The organism is Amycolatopsis oliviviridis (assembly GCF_014654365.1).
In the GTDB taxonomy this organism is placed as follows: domain Bacteria; phylum Actinomycetota; class Actinomycetes; order Mycobacteriales; family Pseudonocardiaceae; genus Amycolatopsis; species Amycolatopsis oliviviridis.
Window position 1 is genome coordinate 126,464 of record NZ_BNAY01000010.1, and the last position, 17,711, is coordinate 144,174.

Annotated in this window: 14 protein-coding genes and 2 tRNA genes; 7 read left to right on the plus strand and 9 right to left on the minus strand. The window is 69.5% G+C overall.

The annotated features are described in order from the left end of the window. Window positions 1-20 precede the first annotated feature (20 nt). Both IE302_RS34745 and IE302_RS34750 read left to right on the plus strand, forming a co-directional pair. A complete protein-coding gene (locus IE302_RS34745) occupies window positions 21-761 on the plus strand; it encodes a DddA-like double-stranded DNA deaminase toxin (protein WP_191258693.1) in 741 nt (246 codons plus the stop codon). Then, a complete protein-coding gene (locus IE302_RS34750) occupies window positions 755-1,171 on the plus strand; it encodes an Imm1 family immunity protein (protein ID WP_191258694.1) in 417 nt (138 codons plus the stop codon). The genes IE302_RS34745 and IE302_RS34750 overlap by 7 nt, the downstream gene beginning before the upstream one ends. Here the strand turns inward: IE302_RS34750 and IE302_RS34755 are convergent. From IE302_RS34755 to IE302_RS34790, 8 genes are all read right to left on the minus strand, one after another. Then, entirely contained in the window at window positions 1,168-1,317 is a 150-nt protein-coding gene (locus IE302_RS34755) for a hypothetical protein (protein ID WP_191258695.1), read from the minus strand. The genes IE302_RS34750 and IE302_RS34755 overlap by 4 nt on opposite strands. 254 nt (window positions 1,318-1,571) lie before the next feature. Beyond that, a tRNA-Val gene (locus IE302_RS34760) sits at window positions 1,572-1,646 on the minus strand. 36 nt (window positions 1,647-1,682) lie between these two features. Beyond that, a tRNA-Val gene (locus IE302_RS34765) sits at window positions 1,683-1,757 on the minus strand. An 81-nt stretch (window positions 1,758-1,838) separates the two neighbouring features. Beyond that, window positions 1,839-3,683 (minus strand): serine/threonine-protein kinase, encoded by a 1,845-nt coding sequence (locus IE302_RS34770; protein ID WP_191258696.1) that lies wholly within the window; start codon window positions 3,681-3,683, stop codon window positions 1,839-1,841. 9 nt (window positions 3,684-3,692) lie between these two features. Continuing rightward, window positions 3,693-5,576 carry a serine/threonine-protein kinase gene (locus IE302_RS34775; RefSeq protein ID WP_191258697.1) on the minus strand — a complete coding sequence of 628 codons (1,884 nt, stop codon included), beginning with the start codon at window positions 5,574-5,576 and terminating at the stop codon, window positions 3,693-3,695. Between the two features lie 47 nt (window positions 5,577-5,623). Next, window positions 5,624-7,858, minus strand: a complete 2,235-nt coding sequence (locus tag IE302_RS34780; RefSeq protein WP_191258698.1) for a heavy metal translocating P-type ATPase — start codon at window positions 7,856-7,858, stop codon at window positions 5,624-5,626. Window positions 7,859-8,148: 290 nt separating this feature from the next. Beyond that, window positions 8,149-9,270, minus strand: a complete 1,122-nt coding sequence (locus tag IE302_RS34785; protein ID WP_191258699.1) for a DUF6801 domain-containing protein — start codon at window positions 9,268-9,270, stop codon at window positions 8,149-8,151. Window positions 9,271-9,364: 94 nt separating this feature from the next. Continuing rightward, entirely contained in the window at window positions 9,365-10,600 is a 1,236-nt protein-coding gene (locus tag IE302_RS34790) for a DUF6801 domain-containing protein (RefSeq protein ID WP_191258700.1), read from the minus strand. Between the two features lie 487 nt (window positions 10,601-11,087). Between IE302_RS34790 and IE302_RS34795 the strand changes: the two genes are divergently transcribed. The 3 genes from IE302_RS34795 to IE302_RS34805 all read left to right on the plus strand — a co-directional run bounded on the left by IE302_RS34795 (window position 11,088) and on the right by IE302_RS34805 (window position 13,624). After that, window positions 11,088-11,660, plus strand: coding sequence for a hypothetical protein (locus tag IE302_RS34795; protein WP_191258701.1), 573 nt, complete (start codon window positions 11,088-11,090; stop codon window positions 11,658-11,660). 190 nt (window positions 11,661-11,850) lie between these two features. Next, entirely contained in the window at window positions 11,851-13,065 is a 1,215-nt protein-coding gene (locus tag IE302_RS34800; protein ID WP_191258702.1) for a lipase family protein, read from the plus strand. Window positions 13,066-13,072: 7 nt separating this feature from the next. Continuing rightward, the gene (locus IE302_RS34805; RefSeq protein WP_229908114.1) at window positions 13,073-13,624 is read left to right on the plus strand and encodes a GtrA family protein; all 552 of its coding nucleotides are present in this window, start codon (window positions 13,073-13,075) and stop codon (window positions 13,622-13,624) included. On the opposite strand, the gene IE302_RS34810 is transcribed toward IE302_RS34805, so the two are convergent. Next, window positions 13,564-14,760, minus strand: a complete 1,197-nt coding sequence (locus IE302_RS34810; protein ID WP_191258703.1) for a PucR family transcriptional regulator — start codon at window positions 14,758-14,760, stop codon at window positions 13,564-13,566. The two genes, IE302_RS34805 and IE302_RS34810, sit on opposite strands and share 61 nt — an antisense overlap. Window positions 14,761-15,076: 316 nt before the next feature. On the opposite strand from IE302_RS34810, the gene IE302_RS34815 reads away from it, so the two are divergent. Beyond that, window positions 15,077-16,297, plus strand: coding sequence for a PucR family transcriptional regulator (locus IE302_RS34815; protein ID WP_191258704.1), 1,221 nt, complete (start codon window positions 15,077-15,079; stop codon window positions 16,295-16,297). A gap of 341 nt (window positions 16,298-16,638) precedes the next feature. Next, window positions 16,639-17,628 (plus strand): alpha/beta fold hydrolase, encoded by a 990-nt coding sequence (locus IE302_RS34820; RefSeq protein WP_191258705.1) that lies wholly within the window; start codon window positions 16,639-16,641, stop codon window positions 17,626-17,628. The last annotated feature ends 83 nt before the right edge of the window (window positions 17,629-17,711 follow it).

Here is a 17,711-nt window from a genome sequence, read left to right on the forward strand (position 1 = left end):
CTTGAGGGGGTGAAAGCAAAATGGCAGTCGAAGACCTGGTCCGAGCTGTGACCGGAGCGATCGCCAAGCTGCCCACGGCCCAGCTTGAACAAGTGAGCCAAGCACTGCAAGAAGCGCACGGCACTCTTGCGAGGGTTACCGAAGGCACGTTCGACCCCGACGCGAAGCAAGCCGTCGCCGTCCTTGGCAGTGGCGTCGAGGGTGCAGGACTCGTACATCAAGCGGTCGAGGGTGCGCGGCAAGCGCTTCAAAGGTACCTCGGCAAGCTCGGCAGCGTCGAAGCTCCAGCCGCACCTCCCAGCTGGCGGGAACCGGCCGCAGTGAGCGACGAGCCAACGAAGCCGCGGGCGCTCACCCCGGCCAAGCTGGCACAGCTGCGTGCTGAGCTTCCGCCGCCGGTTCCAAGACCCAACCCCGAGAGTAAGAAGACCCACGGCCGATGGATCGACGCTCAGGGCAACGTGCAGCAGACAGTGAGCGGCGATGATGAGCAGTCCGCGATCGCCTGGCAGCTGCTGCAAAAAGCCGGGCTGCCGCCAAACCGCAAGCCGGTCGTGACGACACACGTTGAGGCGAAAGTGGCCACCCAAATGATCAAGAGCGAGCAGCAGCACGCCGAGTTGGTACTAAATAATCGGCCTTGCGTAGGCCCTTTGGGCTGCGACACTCTCTTGCCGGTGTTGCTCCCCGAGGGCTACTCCGTCACCGTGTACGGTCCCGAAGGCTTCACCGAGACCTTTGAAGGAGGCGAGCAGTGGTAACGCTCGACGTTTGGTACGACCAAACACCGAAAGACGAGGACGGCAACGTCGCCATTCGCGTTGCGACGGCCGCCGAGCTCGACGCCTTGCTCGACCGTATTTTGAAGGAGACGGAGGAGCACGCTGCTTCCCCGATGATCCAGGTCGCCATCTCCGGCATGAAGCGCTCGCCGGTGCTCGAGGTCGGCCTCGGCCAGAAGAAGGGCTTCATCGGGTACACCTCGCGCACCGAAGGCGGCTGGACTCAGGGCGATGGCGACCCCAACACGATGGTCGACTACATCTACATGGGCAACCACTCGCAGGTACAGGCCAGCGTGGAGGTGCCAATGAGCACGGTGCGGGCGGGGTTGCATGAGTTCTTGGGGAGCGGAGAGCGACCGAGAATGGTAATAGACCAGCAACCCTAGGCATTATTGTCGAGCAACGCTTCGCTCTCGTCCGGCTGTCTCCCGACGTTGTCGCCACCCTGGAGCTGTTTGCCGATCCTCAAGGCTTCTACAAGCGCGGGTAGCACCAGCATCAAGAAGACCATGGCCAAGCTGGTGTTCACCACCCTCCAACTCGACGCCCACGACCCAGACGACAGAAGCCTTGACGTCCGTGTCGGACGTCAAGAACTGAGCGAGGGCATCGCCAGCTCAGTCGAAGCAGGGAGCACCTCTGGTTCGACATACGCCGTCATCAGCACACCAGCCTCACACAGCAAACGAGACCCCACCCTGGAGGGTGGGGTCTCGTTTGCTGATGCGACCGAAGCGGAACCACTCACCGCTGTCCTTTCGGACGTTGGTTCAGGCAGGGCCGCTTTGGTGGGCGATACTGGGATCGAACCAGTGACCTCTTCGGTGTGAACGAAGCGCTCTCCCCCTGAGCTAATCGCCCGCGGTACGAACTCCGGTTCACTGGAGGAAGTGAACCTGGTGCGCGATACTGGGATTGAACCAGTGACCTCTTCCGTGTCAGGGAAGCGCTCTCCCGCTGAGCTAAACGCGCGTGATGTAGTTGTTCGTACGAGAGATACCTTAGCGGACCCCGTTCCCGGGCCGTCACAGGGGGTTGCTTATCCGCGAGGGCTCAGGGTTTCGGCAGCCGCGAGGCGATCGAGCCCGCGATCTCCTTCGCCCGGTCGCAGGGGCTCGCGCTCCCCTCGCGCGCGAGCAGCCGGACGGCGACGTGTTCCGCCTCGCGGTCCGGGAGCGCGCGGTGCTGCCAGGTCACGGCGCAGTTCGAGCCGCCGAACTCCCGGACGCCGCCGGTGATGCCGTTGCCGAGGTCGACCGGCGTCTCCTCGGGCACGTACGCGCCCCGCTGCAACTCGACGGTCAGCGTGTCCCCGCCACCCACCCACTCGCAGATCCGCAACGTCCGCGGCGCGGACTGCGCGTTGGGCACGTTCTTCCCGATGACAGCCGGATCCGCGACCGCGCACGGGTCGAGCGGGAGGATGCTCGCCTGCTCGCCGGGGCGGTCGACCTCGTGCGTGCGCAGCCGGGTGAGGGCCGCACTCAGCATGTCGTCGGCGGCCTTGCAGGGATCACCTTCGCGGCCCGGATGGGAGACGACGACGCCGAGCCGCCGGTCCGCCGGCAACTGGGCGATCGAGTCGCATCCGCCGCTGACCGTGCTGCGCAGCAACGGAACGCCCTCGGCGGTGCGGTCGGTTCGTTCGAGACTGCTGGCCGTCACGCCTTCGCCGAGCCGGACTTCGAAGGTGACACCCTTGAGGCCGGTGTACTTGCAGCGGGCCGGGTAGCTCGAATCCGTCTCCGCCTTCAGGGTGCCGAACTCCTGCACGAACCGGCCCGCGAGCACCTTGCACGGATCCACCAGGCGTAAGCGTTCCGCGCTGAGCGCCTCGGTCGCCGCCAGCGAAGTCGTTCCGGGACTCTCGGGTTTGGCGTAGCGGGCGACGGAGAGGCCGAGCGCCACGATCCCGGCGACCAGCAGCAGGACGACCCCGGCCAGCGAGCCGAACAGAATCTTCTTCGTCCGCGGCGCCATCTTCTTCGGCGGTGGCCGCCAGATCGGCAGCGGCAGGGCCAGTACCGAGCGTACTTCGGCGTCCTGCTGCTGGATCCGGGCGTGCACGGCGGGCGGCCAGGGCCGCGCACCCGGCGGCACGGGGCCGAGGTGGTCCAGGATCTGTTCCGGGGTCGGCCTCCGTGCGGGGTCTTTGGCCAGGCACGGTTCGGCGAGCCGCCGGATCTCGTCCGGGACTTCACTGAAGTCCGCGGCGGTGTGCACGACGTTATACAGCGTCTGCGGTGCGGTCGGGCCGGTGAACGGGCCGCGTCCGGTGGCCGCCATGACCAGGATCGCGCCGAGGGAGAACACGTCGCTCGCGACGGTGACCTGTCCGCTTCCCGCCTGTTCCGGGGACATGAACGCGGGCGAGCCGATGATCGCGCCCGTCCCGGTGAGTTCCTGTGCTTCCTCCACCGCCCGCGCGATGCCGAAGTCGATCACCCTGGGGCCGTCACTCGTCAGGATGATGTTGCTGGGTTTGAGGTCGCGGTGGATCAGCCCGGCGCGGTGGATCTCGGTCAGCGCGGCGGCGAGCCCGGACGCCAGCAGCCGGACCGACTCGGCGGGCAGCGGCCCGGCGGCGTCCACCGCTTCCTTCAACGACGGCCCGGTGACGAAGACCGAAGCGAGCCACGGGGTTTCCGCTTCGGCGTCGGCGTCCATGACCGCGGCGGTGTACGCACCGGAGACCAGCCGCGAGGTGGCGACCTCGCGGCGGAACCGTTCGCGGAAACGCGGATCGTGCGCGAACTGGGCGTGCAGCTGCTTGACCGCGACGAGCCTGCCGTCCGGGGCCAGGCCGAGCACCACCCGGCCCATGCCGCCCTCACCGAGTTCGGCGATGATCCGGTACGGGCCGATCTGGCGGGGTTCGCCGGGGTTCAACGGTTTCACTGATCAGCCCTACGGTTTCGGGAGTTTCGGCAGCAACGCCTCGGCGAAGCCCTTCGCCTTGTCGCAGGCCTGGGCGGCGGTCAGTTTCGTCCCGCTCGTGCCGAACGTCAGCTCGATGTTCTCGCCTTCGCGGTCGCTGATCGGCCGGTGCTGCCAGGTCAGCGAGCAGGTCGAGCGCGCGACGCCGTCGTCCGCCTCGGCCAGGAACACGGTCTTGCCGCCGATGTCCAGCGTCGCGGTGTTCGAGTAGTAGGAGTCCTTCGACTGGACCGGCGGATAGCTCTTCAGGAGCTTCAGCCGCAGACTGCCCGCCGCGTCGTACCGACATTCGTGCAAATGCTCGCGAACGGCTTCGACAACCGGCCCGATCAGCCGATCGGCGGTCGCCGGGCCGACCAGCGCGCACGGATCCAGCGGGGCCAGCGTGCCCGCCGGCAGCTCGCGTTCCTGGCCACCCGCCCTGATCCGTTTCACCGCGTCGGTCAGTGCGGCTTTCACCACCGAGCACGCCTCGTCCTTTGTGGACATCGAATTGATCCGGGCGCTCAGGCCGGTGTTCTGCACGCCGGTGACGGGTACGGAGACCCCGCAGGAGTCGTCGGTTCCCTTGAGGGTCAGGGGAAGTCCTTCGAGTTGGCCACTCGGCTCGCCGTCGACGAGGCCGCCGCCGATGGTCAGGTCCAGCCATTTGCCCGCGGGCGAGGCGTACGTGCACGAGTCGAAGTCGACGGAGTTCTCCTTGCCCAGCTTCCCGAATCCGGGCACGGAGCGCCCTTCGAGCACCTTGCACAGGTCGACCTTGCGCAGGTTGTCCGGGCCGAGCGGATCCGCGTTGACGGGAGTGGTCTCCGGCACGTCCGGGACCGCCGGGCTGCTCGGCGCCGCGACGGCCGGAGGCGGATCGTCCCCGTTCAGCGACACCGCGGCGACGACGCCACCGACGAGCAGCACCACGGCGGCCGCGGCGAGTCCCGCGTAGAGGCCACGCCGGGACCGCTTCGGCGGTGGCGGGTTCAGCAGCCGCCGCACCTCGGCCTGCTGGGTCTCGATGAGGTGCGACACCGCGGGCGGCCACGGAGTGACCATCGGCGGGATCGGGCCCAGCCGCTCCAGCACCCAGGCGGGCGACGGCCGGTCCGCCGGGTTCTTCGCCAGGCACGGCTCGACGATCTGCCGGAGCTCCGGCGCCAGGTGCCGCAGGTCGGGCTGGACGTGCACGACGTTGTACAGCGTGTGCGGGGTGGACGTCCCGGTGAAGGGGTTCGACCCGGTCGCGGCCATCACCAGCAGCGCGCCGAAGGAGAACATGTCGCTCGCCGGGGTCAGCGGCTTGCCCTCGGCCTGTTCCGGCGACATGAACCCGGGCGAACCGATCACGGCGCCGGTATGCGTGAGCTCGGAGTCGCCTTCGACGGCGCGGGCGATCCCGAAGTCGATCACCCGGGGGCCATCGCCGGTGAGGATGACGTTGCCCGGCTTCAGATCCCGGTGGATCAGCCCGGCGCGGTGGATGTCGCCCAGCGCCAGCGCGAGCCCCGCGGCGAGATGCCGGACCGCCATCGGCGGCAGCGGCCCGCCCGCGGAGACCGCCTCCGACAGCGCCGGTCCCGGCACGAACACCGAGGCCAGCCATGGCGTCGGCGCGTTCGGGTCGGCGTCCATGACCGGGGCGGTGTACGCACCGGACACCAGCCGCGACGTCTCGACCTCCCGCCGGAACCGCTCGCGGAAGCCTGGGTCCTGCGCGAAACCCGGGTGGACCTGCTTGATCGCGACCAGGCGCCCGTCGGACGAGGTCCCGAGCAGCACCCGGCCCATCCCGCCCTCGCCGAGCGCGGCGAACACCCGGTAGCGCCCCACGCCGGTGGGTTCGCCGGTGTTCAACGGCTTCACGAAAGGCCCCCTTGGTCCGGGCGATGGTACAGAACCACCCGGAAGTGTCACGCAGGGCGTCGGTCCGACCGGCCGAAATCCTTCAGGCGAAGACTGTTGGACACGACGAGCACGGACGACAAGGACATCGCCGCCCCGGCGATCAGCGGGTTCAGCAGTCCGAGCGCGGCCAGCGGGATCGCCGCGACGTTGTAGCCGAACGCCCACGCCAGGTTCCCCCGGATGATCCGCAACGTGCGATCGGCGAGCCGGATGGCGTCGGGGACCACGCGCAGGTCCTCGCGGACCAGCACCATGTCGGCCGAGCGCAGCGCGATGTCGCTGCCCTGGGCCATCGCCATGCCGAGATCCGCGGTGGCCAGCGCCGGGCCGTCGTTGATCCCGTCGCCGACCATCGCCACCCGCGCTCCCCCGGCCCGCAGTTCCTCGACGACCTGGGCTTTCTCCGCGGGCAGGACGCCGGCGCGCACGTCCGAGACACCGATCTCGTCCGCGATCGCGCGGGCTGCGGCCTCGTTGTCACCGGTCAGCAGCACGGTCCGCAGGCTGAGCGCGTGCAGATCCTCGACGGCTGCCCGCGCCGACGGCTTCACGACGTCCCGGATCACCAGGTGCCCGGCGACCCGGCCGTCCACCGCGACGAGGATCGCCGTCGCCCCGTCCCGCTCGGCGGCCGCGAAGTCTTCGGGGACGCCGATCCCGCGATCGGTGAACAAGCGCGCGTTGCCGACGAGGACGTCGCGTCCCTCGACCTCGCCCTGCGCGCCGAGCCCGGGCAGCGCGCCGAACCCTTCGACGGCGGGCAGATCCGGCAGTTCGGCCCGCGCCGCGGTGACGACGGCGGCCGCGATGGCGTGTTCCGAACCGGCTTCCACCGCTCCGGCGAACCGCAGCATCTCGCCGACGGTGAACCCGTCGGCGGGACGGCACGCGGTGACGGTCATCTTCCCGGTGGTGACGGTGCCGGTCTTGTCCAGCACGACGGTGTCCACCGTGCGGCTCGCTTCGAGCGCGTCGGGCCCCTTGATGAGGATGCCCAGCTGGGCGCCGCGGCCGACGCCCGCCATGAGCGCGGTCGGCGTGGCCAGGCCGAGCGCGCACGGGCAGGCGATGATCAGCACGGCGACGGCCGACGCGAAGGCGTCACGTGCGGGAGCCCCGCCGAGCAGCCATACCGCCAGGGTCAGCGCGGCCACGCCGAGGACGGCGGGCACGAACACCGCGCAGATCCGGTCGACCAGGCGTTGCACGGCGGCCTTGCGGGCCTGCGCGCGTTCCGCCAGCGCGGTCATCTGGGCGAGCTGGGTATGCGTACCGACCGCTGTCGCGCGGACGACCAGCCTGCCGTCGCGGTTCACCGAAGCACCGATGACCCGGTCCCCGGCGGCGACCTCCGCGGGCACCGGCTCCCCAGTCACCGCGCCGACATCCACAGTGGACAGTCCACTGTCGACGATCCCGTCCGCGGCGATCGACTCCCCCGGTTTCACCACGAACAGGTCATCGACGGCCAGTTCGCCGATCGGGACCATCCGCTCGGTTCCGTCCCGCAGCACCCGGACGTCCTTGGCGGCCAAGGCGTCCAGCGCGGCCAGGAGCCCGGCGGCGCTGCGCCGGGACCGGCTCTCGAAGTACCGGCCCGCCAGCAGGAAGGTGGTCACCCCGGCGGCGACGTCGAGGTAGATCGCGTCCGCTCCGGCAGCCGTCGGCCCGAAGCCGATCCAGTATCCGGGTTCGGTGCCACCCGCGAAGGCGGACCACGCCGACCACGCGAACGACGAGAGCACCCCCAGCGACACCAGGGTGTCCATACTGGACGAACGATGGCGGAGGTTGCGCAGTGTGGCCCGATGGAACGGCAGCGCGGACCAGAACACCACCGGAACGGCCAGGACGAGGCACAGCAGTTCCCAGCCGGGGAACCGCAGCCGCGGCACCAGGGCGAGCGTGATCGAGAGGTTCCCCAGCGGGATCGCCAGCAAGGTGGCGACGACCAGCCGTCGCCGGAGATCGCGGACGCGGGCGAACCCGGTGTCCGGATCCTCGTCCCCGCGGATCTCCGCCGTGTAGCCGGATTTGCGGACGCGCTCGATGAGGACGTCGTCGGCCAGTGCCTCGGGCACCTGCACCGTGGCGCGCTCGGTCGCGTAGTTCACCGACGCGCGGACGCCGTCCAGTTTGTTCAGCGTGCGTTCCACCCGCGCCGAACAAGCGGCGCAGGTCATCCCCGACACGGTCAGCTCCACCGTGCGGACGGCGGCCTCCGGCGCGGAAATCGTCATTTCGTGGCACTCCCAGGATTCACCAGTGGTTCCTTGGTGGTGGAACAGGTGTCCCGGGTGGTGTCGCGAGGCAGATTACCGCCGCCGGGAACCGAACCCGACGGCGGCCCGACTACTGCGATGGTGGTGGAAGCAGGTGTCCGGGGAGTCCGGCGGGAAGCGTCGGTATGCACCAGCGGCCACAGCGGCCGCGCGTGAAGGCCCCCTTCCCGCGGCTGAGCCGAGGGAAGGGGGCCTTCACGCGCTTCAGGTAGGTGAGTGTGGCGGTGGTACTTCGGTCCAGGTGGTCCCTACGCCTTCCGCGGCGTCAGCACGAGGTCGAACGTGTTCCCCTCCCCCTGCACGAACGTGCTCAGGTACGGGGTGAACGCGCCGCAGCCGGTCAACGGCGCCAGCGCGTAGGTGCCGGCGAGCGTGCCGCCGGCCGCCATGGTGAAGCCGTCGCCGGTGCGCAGTTCCGCCGTCGACGGTGCCGACGTCCTGCAGCCCGGCCCGCTGCTGACCGGCATGCCGACGAGCGTGACGAGCGGGAGGACGGTGGTGAACCGGGGACGCGCGACGAAACCGGGCCCGGCGAGATCGCCGCCCTGCGGTCCGTCGGCGACGAACTCGAGATCGGCCGCGCCCGGCACGAAGCCGAACAGCCGGAACTCGGCGTGCGCCTTGTCGAACACCGGGCCGCCGCTGAACACCGTGGCCGCGGTGGGGCTCAGGTCGAACGCGCCGGTCAGCGGCGCGGTGGCGCCGAGCGCCTTGACGCCGGTCTTCCCGGCGACCGTGTACCGGTGCCCCGCCGGCTTCTCGCCGAGGTCGAAGGAGAGCAGGACCGCGTCCTGACCGGGGTCGAGCGTGCAGTCCGAGGTGAACGAGCCGAGCCCGGTGAACGAGCCGTCGGCCTTCTTCGGCGTCAACCGCGTGGTGAAGTCGCCGACGGTCAGCGTGGTCTTGCCCGGTTTCGCGAGCGTCACCGTGGGCACGGAACCGGTCGCGACCGGGCTGAAGGTGCCGGACGGCGGGACGTTCGTCTTGGCGACGTTCAGCGGGATGCGCACCGGGAAGGGGTTCGCGTCGCCGTTGACCAGCGTGACGCCTGCCGCCGCGGTGCCTTCGATGGTGGTGGCGCCGACGAGGTTGAGCCCGCGCGCCGCCTTGTCGGGCACGGTGACGGTGATCGTCAACCCGGAGGTGGTGAGCGTGCCGCCGGGCGCGGTCGGGACCTCGAAGTCGGCCTTGATGTTCACGTCGAGCTTCTGCAACCCGATCAGCGGGAACGGGCAGGTGAACGACAGTTTCTTGTCCACGGGAGTGCCCGCCGCCGCGCTGCGGACGGCGACGAACAGCAGGCTGCCGGCGGTGAGCAGGACGATGAGGCCCGCCGCGAGCAGCATCCGGACGTTGATGCGAAGGGGCATGGTCGCCTTCCTGACGGCGCTAGAACGGCACTGGAACAGCGCTGGGACGGCACCGGTCCCCGCCGCGGTGAGCGACGGGGACCGGCTTGCCTGGCTACTTCTTGGTGAGGTTCAGGTCGAGCGTGTTGCCGTCGCTCTTGGCGAACGCGCTGACCCAGTCGTTCAGCTGACCGCAGTTCTGCAGGGCCGACAGCGAGTAGGTGCCCGTCAGCTTCCCGCCCTTGAGCAGGTCGAAGTCGGGACCGGTGGTCATCTCGCTGGTGGACGGGCTGACCGTGCCGCACTTCGGGTCGTTGCTGATGGGGATCCCGAAGACCTGCACGCTCGGCAGGAACACGTTGAACTTGATGTGCGCCTTGAAACCGGTGCCGACGAGCTCACCGGTCTGCTTGCCGACCTGCTCGACCTTGATCTCCGACTTACCGTCGATGAACCCGAACAGCTTGAACTGGGTGGACGACGGGTCGAGCTTGAGGTCACCGGTGAACGTCTTCGAAGCCAGGTCGACGTCCGCGTCGAAGCCACCGTTGATCGCCGCGGTGCTGCCGAGCGACTTCAGCGCGGTCTGACCCTTGATGCCGAACGCGTACTTGATCCCGCCGCCACCGGGGGTAGTGGTGGTGGGCGGAGTCGTCGGCGTGGTCGGCGTCGTGGGGGTCGTCGGCGTGGTCGGGGTGGTGGGCGTGGTCGGCGTGGTGGTGCCGCCCCCGCCGTCCCCGATCTTGATCGTGGCCAGGGTGTTGTTCTGGCCCGGGTCCTGCGTGCACGGCGCGTCGATCGTGCCGTCCGGCGTGATGCCGGTGACCGAACCGTCGGCCTTGCGCGGGGTGACCTTCAGCTGCAGGTCACCCACGGTGATCTTCGCCTCGCCGGGCTGGTTGAAGGTCAGCGAAGGGGTCTTGCCCGCCGCGTTGACCGTCATCTCGCCCGAGGTGGGGATGTTCTGCTTGGCGATGTCGTTGGGGACCTTGACCGGGAGGTTGAGCCCCGGTGCCGCCACGGTCGCCGCCGCGATGGCCTGGCCTTCCAACGTCGTCGCACCGATCAGGTTGAGCCCGCTGACCGTGTCCGCGTTGATCGTGGAGATGGCCTTGATGTCGAACGTGCCGGTCGGCTGACCGGTCTTGACCGACAGCGGAAGATCGGTGTTGATCACCACCTTCAGCGACTGCGACCCCACGAGCGGCAGGTTGCAGTGGTAGTTGAGCGGGAGCGAGATCGGATCGGCGACACTGTTCTGTGCCCCGACCACGAGTACCGCGGTGGCAAGCCCCACGGCACCGGCAGCGGCGGCGGCGACCGCCTTCTTGGTTCCTCTACGGTGACTCACGATCGTCCTTCCGTGGTATCAACGATGATACGAAACGGCGTACAATTCCCCAGAGCAATGAATATCGGCCCGAGAGAATTCTCCGGGTAGCGACGATGTCTGACGGATCGCAACCGAACAGTAAACTAACGACGCGTCCACACCGCTATCAAGTGCTTCCCCGGAAAAGTTGACGCAGCCCCGGTAAATTGTCACCCTGGCACGGTGCGCACACCCGGTTCCTAGTAGCGACACATGGGTTTCCCCAGCACAGAGCCACTTGAGCCCACCAGCGGAACCGCTGACGCGGGTGACAATCCCCCCTCGCGAAATTATCTCGCACGTGCCAATCGCCCTTTTCCGGTCGCCGACCGTCTTGCCTGCCGGATTCTTTCGTGAGTAACCTCGCGGTTCAGCAAGCCGGTCACCGCCGACCACCGCGGAATCCCGCTCCTCGTGCCACGGCCGGCCCTCTTTCGCCGAATTCGACGGGGAAACCATGAAAAGAATGCGCCGCACGGCAGCGCGAACCGCGTTCGCCATCGTCTCCGCGACCGCCGCCGCGGTCCTGCTGGGCGCCTGCGGGTCCGACAAGCCCGCCGACACCGGACGGCACGCCGATCCGGCCGCGCTCGCCTGGGTGGACAAGGTGTGCTCCGGGGTCGCGACGGGCTCGGCGAAGCTGTCCCAGCCGCCCGCGTTCGACCCCGCCAACCCTCAGGGCACCAAGACCGCCATGGTGGGTTTCCTGAATTCGCTCTCCGCCGCGCTCGACGACATGGCGGGCGGGATCCGGAACGCCGGGGTACCGCCGGTCCCGGATGGACAGTCCGCCGTGGACAAGGCCACCACCACGCTCGGCGAGACCAAGTCGAAGGTGTCCGCGACCCTGGCGAAGATGCAGGACGCGAAGGTCACCGACCAGGCGAGTCTCCAGAAGGTGGTCGCCGACGCCGACTCCACGATGAGTGGCCTGAGCGAGCCGGAAGGCCCGATCAAGCATCTGCGCGCCAACCCGGAACTGAACCTCGCGTTCGCCGAATCCTCGACCTGCCGTCAGGTCTACGGCGGCAACGCCTGACTGTCGACCGCCGTGAGACGAAGTGGTCGTGGCGGTGTCGCGGGCCGGGTGGGACATGCTCCCCGGGAGGGTTGTGAAAGCCACTTTCGCAACGTTCAAGGTTGCGAAAGTGGCTTTCACAACACGCCGGTGCCGCACACCGTCTTCGACCTTTCCCTCAGCCAAGCCCACCCGACCTGGAGGCCCGGCCGTGCCGATCTCGTTCCCCCGCCCGTCCCGCCGGACGCTCGCCGCCGCGCTGGCGATCGTCCTGTCCGCCGGTCTGCTGACCGCGCTGGCCGGGAGCCCGGCGAACTCCGCCACCCCGGCGGCGTCCGACGACTCGTTCTACACCCCGCCGTCCCCGCTCCCGGCGGGCAAGCCGGGTGACGTCATCCGTTCGCGGATCTCGAAAGCCGGACCGCGTAAGGATTCCGTCAACGCCTGGCAGGTGATGTACCTGTCGACGGACGCCCTCGGGCGGCCGGACGCGGTGACCGGGACGGTGCTGGTGCCGAAGAACGTAGACCCGGCCAAGGCGCCGATCGTCTCGTTCGCGGCCGGGACGCACGGTCCGGCGTTCGAGTGCACGCCGTCGAAGATGATCGACATCGGCGCGTTCTACGAGCAGTCCGGTCTCGACGACGCGCTCGACGCCGGATACGCCGTCGCGCTCACCGACTACGAGGGCTACCGCCAGGATCCGAAGACGACGTACGTGGTCGGGCGTTCCGAAGGCCCGGCGGTGATCGACGCGGTCCGCGCCGCGCAACGGCTGCCGGAGGCGAAACTGTCGGCCGACGCCAAGGTGGCCTTCCGCGGGTACTCGCAGGGCGGCGGCGCGGCGGCCTGGGCCGGTGAACTGCAACCGGCGTACGCGCCGGAGCTGAACCTCGTCGGCGTCGCCGCCGGCGGCGTCCCCGCCGACCTCGTCCAGGTCACCCTCCAACTCGACGGGAAAGCGGGTTTCGGCGTCTTCGCCTACGCCCTCGTCGGCCTGGACAACGCGTATCCCGAGCTGAAGCTGGACTCCTTCCTCAGCGACAACGGCCGCGTGAAACTGGCGGAGATGCAGAAGAGCGCGTGCACGTTCGAGCTGCTCACCACCTACGCGAACCAGAAGATCGCCGACTACACGACCAGCGCCGGGTACGTCCGGCCGGAATGGGTCAAGCGGCTCAACGAGAACAAGCTCGGCGCGACACCGCCGAAGGTCCCGGTGTTCCTGTACCACGCCACCCAGGACCAGCTCGTGCAATTCGCCCAGGCGGACGCGTTGCACAAGGCCTACTGCGCCGCCGGGGTCAAGACGACCTGGAAGACCTTCGACACCGACCACATCACGGCGGTCTACACCGGCAACGCCGACGTCCTGGCCTTCCTCAAGGACCGGGTCGCGGGCGCCCCGGCGACGTCGAACTGCTGAGCCCGCGATGCTCAGAACCGCCCCCTCGTCCTTTGTGGACGAAGCGGCGGCCGGCGGTGCGCGGACCGGGAAGCGGCGTGAGCTGCTCCGGTTCGCCACCGTCGGCCTCGCCGCGTTCGGCCTCACCCTCGGGACGAACTACGGGCTGAAACTCACCGTCCTGCAAGAGAAACCGGTCACCGCGCTGGCGATCGCGACCGTCGTGGCGACGGCCTTCGCGTATCTGCTTTCCCGGCGCTGGGCGTTCCACACCCGCGGTGGCAGGCGCCGTCTCCACGAGGCGGCGCTGTTCTTCGCCGTCAACGCGATCGCCGTGACGATCAACCTGTGCCCGCCGCTGATCTCGCGGTACGTCCTGCGCCTCGAAGTCCCGGAAGTCAGCTTCCTCGCCCAGGAGATCGCCGACTTCGTCAGCGGGATGCTGCTGGGTACCGCGGCGGGTTCGGCGTTCCGCTGGTGGGGCTACCGGCGCTGGGTGTTCCCGGTCGCCGGGGCCCGTCAGAAGTCCGCGGGACGCAGCCGTTCCGCCCGCAGCGCCAGTTCGATCCGCAGCCGCTGATCCGGATCGTCCAGCCGTTCGCCGAACAACTCCGCGAGCCGCCGCAGGCGTGCCCGCACCGTCTGCGGGTGCACGGCGAGCTGCCGGGCGATCTCGGGCGCGCTCCCCCGCGTCTGCACCTGCGTCAGCAGGGTCGCCGACAGCTCGTCGTGCTGCTTCGGCGCGAGCCCGGACAGCGGTTCCAGCGCCTCCCCGGCCAGCTGGTCCAGCAGGAACTCGTCGGCGAGCAGCAGCAGCGTGGTGAGGTGCTCTTCGCACCAGAGCACCGGCCCGACCGTGGTTATCATCCCGCGCCGGGCCAGTTCGGACGCGCGGCGCGCGATCCGGAACGACTCGGCGGCCTGCTCCGCCGGCACGGGCACCCCGACCGTCGCCGACCAGCCGGAAGGCAGTTCCCGCAAGCCGTCGAGATCGGCTTCGGGACAGGCCACCAGGGCACCGGGCGCGTCGGACACGAAATCCGCGGGCACCGCCGAGGGCAGGAGGCCCGACGGGAAGGCGGGCGCGCCGGGCGTCGCGGTGAAGACGACCGCCGTCACGCGGGGCGGGATCCGCCAGCCGATGGCGACGGCGAGCGCGCCCGCGTCGGCCTGGGTGTACCCCGCGCCGGCGGTCAGCAGCCGGAACAACCGGGCCCGCTGCTCCGCCGGTCCGGTCGACTCGGCCTGCGCGGCGTTGTACCCGTCCGTCAGCGCCATCGTCACCTCGACGACGTCGCCGAAGAGGCATTCCGCGGCGCCGTAGAGGACGTCTCCAGACAGCTGGAGCTGACGGCCCGCCGCGGCGATCGACCGCCACAGCACCCGGCTCGAAACCCTGAACGCCGCCTGCGCGGCCTCACGGCTGAGTCCTTGATGGAACGCGATCCGGCCCTGGGCGCGGAAATCCGCCAGCAGGTCGTTCTGCAGCAGTTCGGGGACGCCCACCCGGTCGATGGCGCGCTCGATACTGCGCCTGGTCAGCTCGACGGCCGCCGCGCGGGCCTCGCCGTCACTGAACACTTCGGCGCATTCACCGATCTCGGAGACCACGCCTTCGACACAGTGCCGGGCGATCACCGGGATCCGCGGCCGGACGGCGTCGCCGAGTTCCCTCGGCAGGCGTGCCCACAACGCGCCAACGGGCTGCCAGCTCACGTGTGCGTTCTCCCGCTGTTGAGTAGGCCGACGATTACGGGCACGAATTCCCTTTCGTCCGCGCGCCATCGGCGCACTCGAATGCACGGAGCGTAGGACCGGCGCCACATCCGTGTCAAAAGCCGCCGCGCCGAAACGCCCGTCCGTGTCACCGGCGCCGGGAATCGCGACTTTCCGTCATCAATTCAACGTCACATTCGCGGTACACGCCGTCGGCCGATCCAGTAGAAACACTCCGGCATCCGTTCCCGTCGCCCCGACGCGGTTGCGAAAAGGGATTCATGTTTCCCGTCCCCGGTTCGAAGAAAATCAAAGGGTGGTCTTCGTGGTCGAGTACCGCAGTTTCGGCATGCTGGCGACGCTGCCGCGTTCGCTCGGCGAAGAACTGCGTCCGTATACCGGGCACGCCGCGGCCGCCATGATCAAACAGGTACAGCGGTCGGTCAGCGCGTACTCGCAGCCGTTGCGCGGCGTCTTCGGCCGTGTCCTGGTCGTCTCCTGCGAGCGGGCGGTGCGGCATTACGTCGACTGCATCGGCGATCCGGACCTCACCCACGACCGCTGGATCGACTTCTACCGTATGCGCGGGCGGATCGAGTTCACCGAGGGCCGGAGCCTGGAACCGTTGCACGACAGCGCGACGATCGGCGCGCGGACGGCGTGGCGGGCGATGCGGCCCATCGTGCGCGGGCTCGGCGTCGGCGCGGGGGTCATCGCGCTCGCGGCGGAATCCGTCTTCGTCTACGTCGACGAACTGTGCGCCACCACGATCGAGGGCTACCAGGAGGCGGAGGCCAAGGCGGCGGGCGCGATCCCGCTCCGGCGCCGCCGCCTGCTGGAGCTGATCGCCCAGGCACCGGAAGGGTCCGCGTGCAGTATCGCCAGCCTGGCCGACGGCGCCGGCTGGCGGGTTCCGGGGGCCGCCGCCATGGTCGCGCTCCAGCGCTCCCCGGGTGCGCCCGGCTTCCCCGCCCACCTTCTGGACGACACGGTGCTGCTCGACCTCGATTCCGCCGAGCCGTACCTGCTCACCGCGGATCCCGACACCGACCTCGCACCGCTGAAGGACGGGCTGGACGGGTGGCGGGTGGCGGTCTCCCCTGTCGTGCCGCTCGTCGACGCCCCCGCCGCCCTCCGCACCGCCCGCCGCGCGCTCCTGCTGACCAGCGAGGACGCGCCCGGTCCGGTCATCTGGTGCCGGGACCACCTCGCGACGCTGTGGCTGCTGGCCGAGGACTTCCTCGGCGCCGAACTGGCCAAGCGGAGCCTCGACCCGTTCACCTCGCTGAGCGAGAAGCAACAGGAGCGGCTCAGCGAAACCCTGCTGGCGTGGCTGGAGACCCGCGGCGGAGCGCCGGAGATCGCGCAACGGCTGGGCGTGCACCCGCAGACCGTGCGAAACCGCCTCCGGCAGCTGGAAGAGCTGTTCGGTGACCGGCTCAAGGACGCCGACGACCGGCTGGGCATGCAACTCGCGCTGCGCGCGCAGCGGCTTATGCGCGCCCACCGCCGCGACGACGGGACGCCAGGGAACTGACGCGCCGGACCCGCCGCTCCGGCGGCCGCACGGTGGGCAGCACCCAGCGGAGGCCGCGGCGGGCACGGTTCGCCCTCGGCTGGTCGACGTGGAAGTCAGCCCGGCAGGCCATCGCTTTTCTCCCCGTGGTGACGGGTGTTTACCGACGCTTTCCTGAATACCGGGACGGTGGGAGAATGTCGATGCGGAATTGCCCCGCCGTCATGGTTTTGGCATCCGGATCGGGGTCCGGCGCGAAATTCTTGTCATCCGGGTGGCAATTGCCGGACGGGTCCGGCGACACGCTGACGGAACCGCCGTTCTCCACGTTATTTTGACGCCTGACCACGGAAAGGCGGGACATGGCCCTCGAAGCGCGCACACTGACCCTGCACGGGCAGGAAATCCGGCTGCGGGAATACCTTCCGTCCACAAAGGACATCACCGGCGAACCGATCGTGCTGCTGCACGGGATCTCGGGCAGCGGTGAGACCTGGGCCCCGCTGCTCGACCACTTCGAGCGGACCGGGTTCGGGCGCCGCGTCCTCGCCCCCGACCTTCCCGGCCACGGCGATTCGGGGGCACCGCGGGCCGACTACGGCCTCGGCGCGATGGCCAGCGTCGTCCGCGATCTCCTCGCGCTCACCGGGAACCGGCACGCGACCATAGCCGGGCACTCGCTCGGCGGCGGGATCGCGATGCAGTTCGCCTACCAGTTCCCGGAGATGTGCGCCCGGCTGGTGCTCGTGGGCAGCGCCGGACTCGGCCCGCAGGTGACCCCGGTCCTGCGCGCGACGGCGCTGCCGGGGTCCAAGGCGACCCTGACCGTCGCGGTCAACCCGGTCACCGTCGCGCTCGCGCGCGGGCTCGCCGCGGCCTGCCGCGCGCTCGGCGGGAAGCTCTCCCCCGAGACCAGGGAGCTGACCCGGCACCTCGCGTCGCTGGCCGATCCGGGCAGGCGGCGGGCGTTCCTGTTCATCGCGCGAAGCCTGATCGACCTCCGCGGCCAGCGCGCGAGCGCGATCGACAAGCTCTACCTCGCCAGGGAGGTGCCGACGCTCGTCGTCTGGGGCGCACACGATCCGCTCATCCCGGTCGCCCACGGCAGAAGGACGGCCGAACTGCTGCCGGACAGCCGCTTGACGGTGTTCGAAAATGCGAAACACTTTCCACATGTGGCCGACCCGGCCCGGTTCGGCGGCGAGCTCGAACGCTTCCTCGCCGAGACCGCGCCCGCCCGGTTGAGCCTGGACGAGGTCGTCGAGGTGCTCATCCGCGCCAGCGAGGCGGCGGAGGCGCTCGAGAAGGTCCCGGAAAAGTTGTCATCCGGACGCCATCTGAGGCCTGCCTAAATGTCACTCGCCACCGGATCGGACCACCCGTTCGGGTGTAGTCCATCCAGGTGGCCGATCAAGGCCCCGCCAGCCGTTGACAG

What these genes read in the sequence shown, in the direction of transcription:
- IE302_RS34745 (WP_191258693.1), top strand. Translation starts at nt 21, where the DNA reads ATGGCAGTCGAAGACCTGGTCCGAGCTGTGACCGGAGCGATCGCCAAG.
- IE302_RS34805 (WP_229908114.1), top strand. Translation starts at nt 13,073, where the DNA reads ATGCTCAGAACCGCCCCCTCGTCCTTTGTGGACGAAGCGGCGGCCGGC.
- IE302_RS34780 (WP_191258698.1), bottom strand. Translation starts at nt 7,858, where the DNA reads ATGACGATTTCCGCGCCGGAGGCCGCCGTCCGCACGGTGGAGCTGACC.
- IE302_RS34820 (WP_191258705.1), top strand. Translation starts at nt 16,639, where the DNA reads ATGGCCCTCGAAGCGCGCACACTGACCCTGCACGGGCAGGAAATCCGG.
- IE302_RS34785 (WP_191258699.1), bottom strand. Translation starts at nt 9,270, where the DNA reads ATGCCCCTTCGCATCAACGTCCGGATGCTGCTCGCGGCGGGCCTCATC.
- IE302_RS34795 (WP_191258701.1), top strand. Translation starts at nt 11,088, where the DNA reads ATGCGCCGCACGGCAGCGCGAACCGCGTTCGCCATCGTCTCCGCGACC.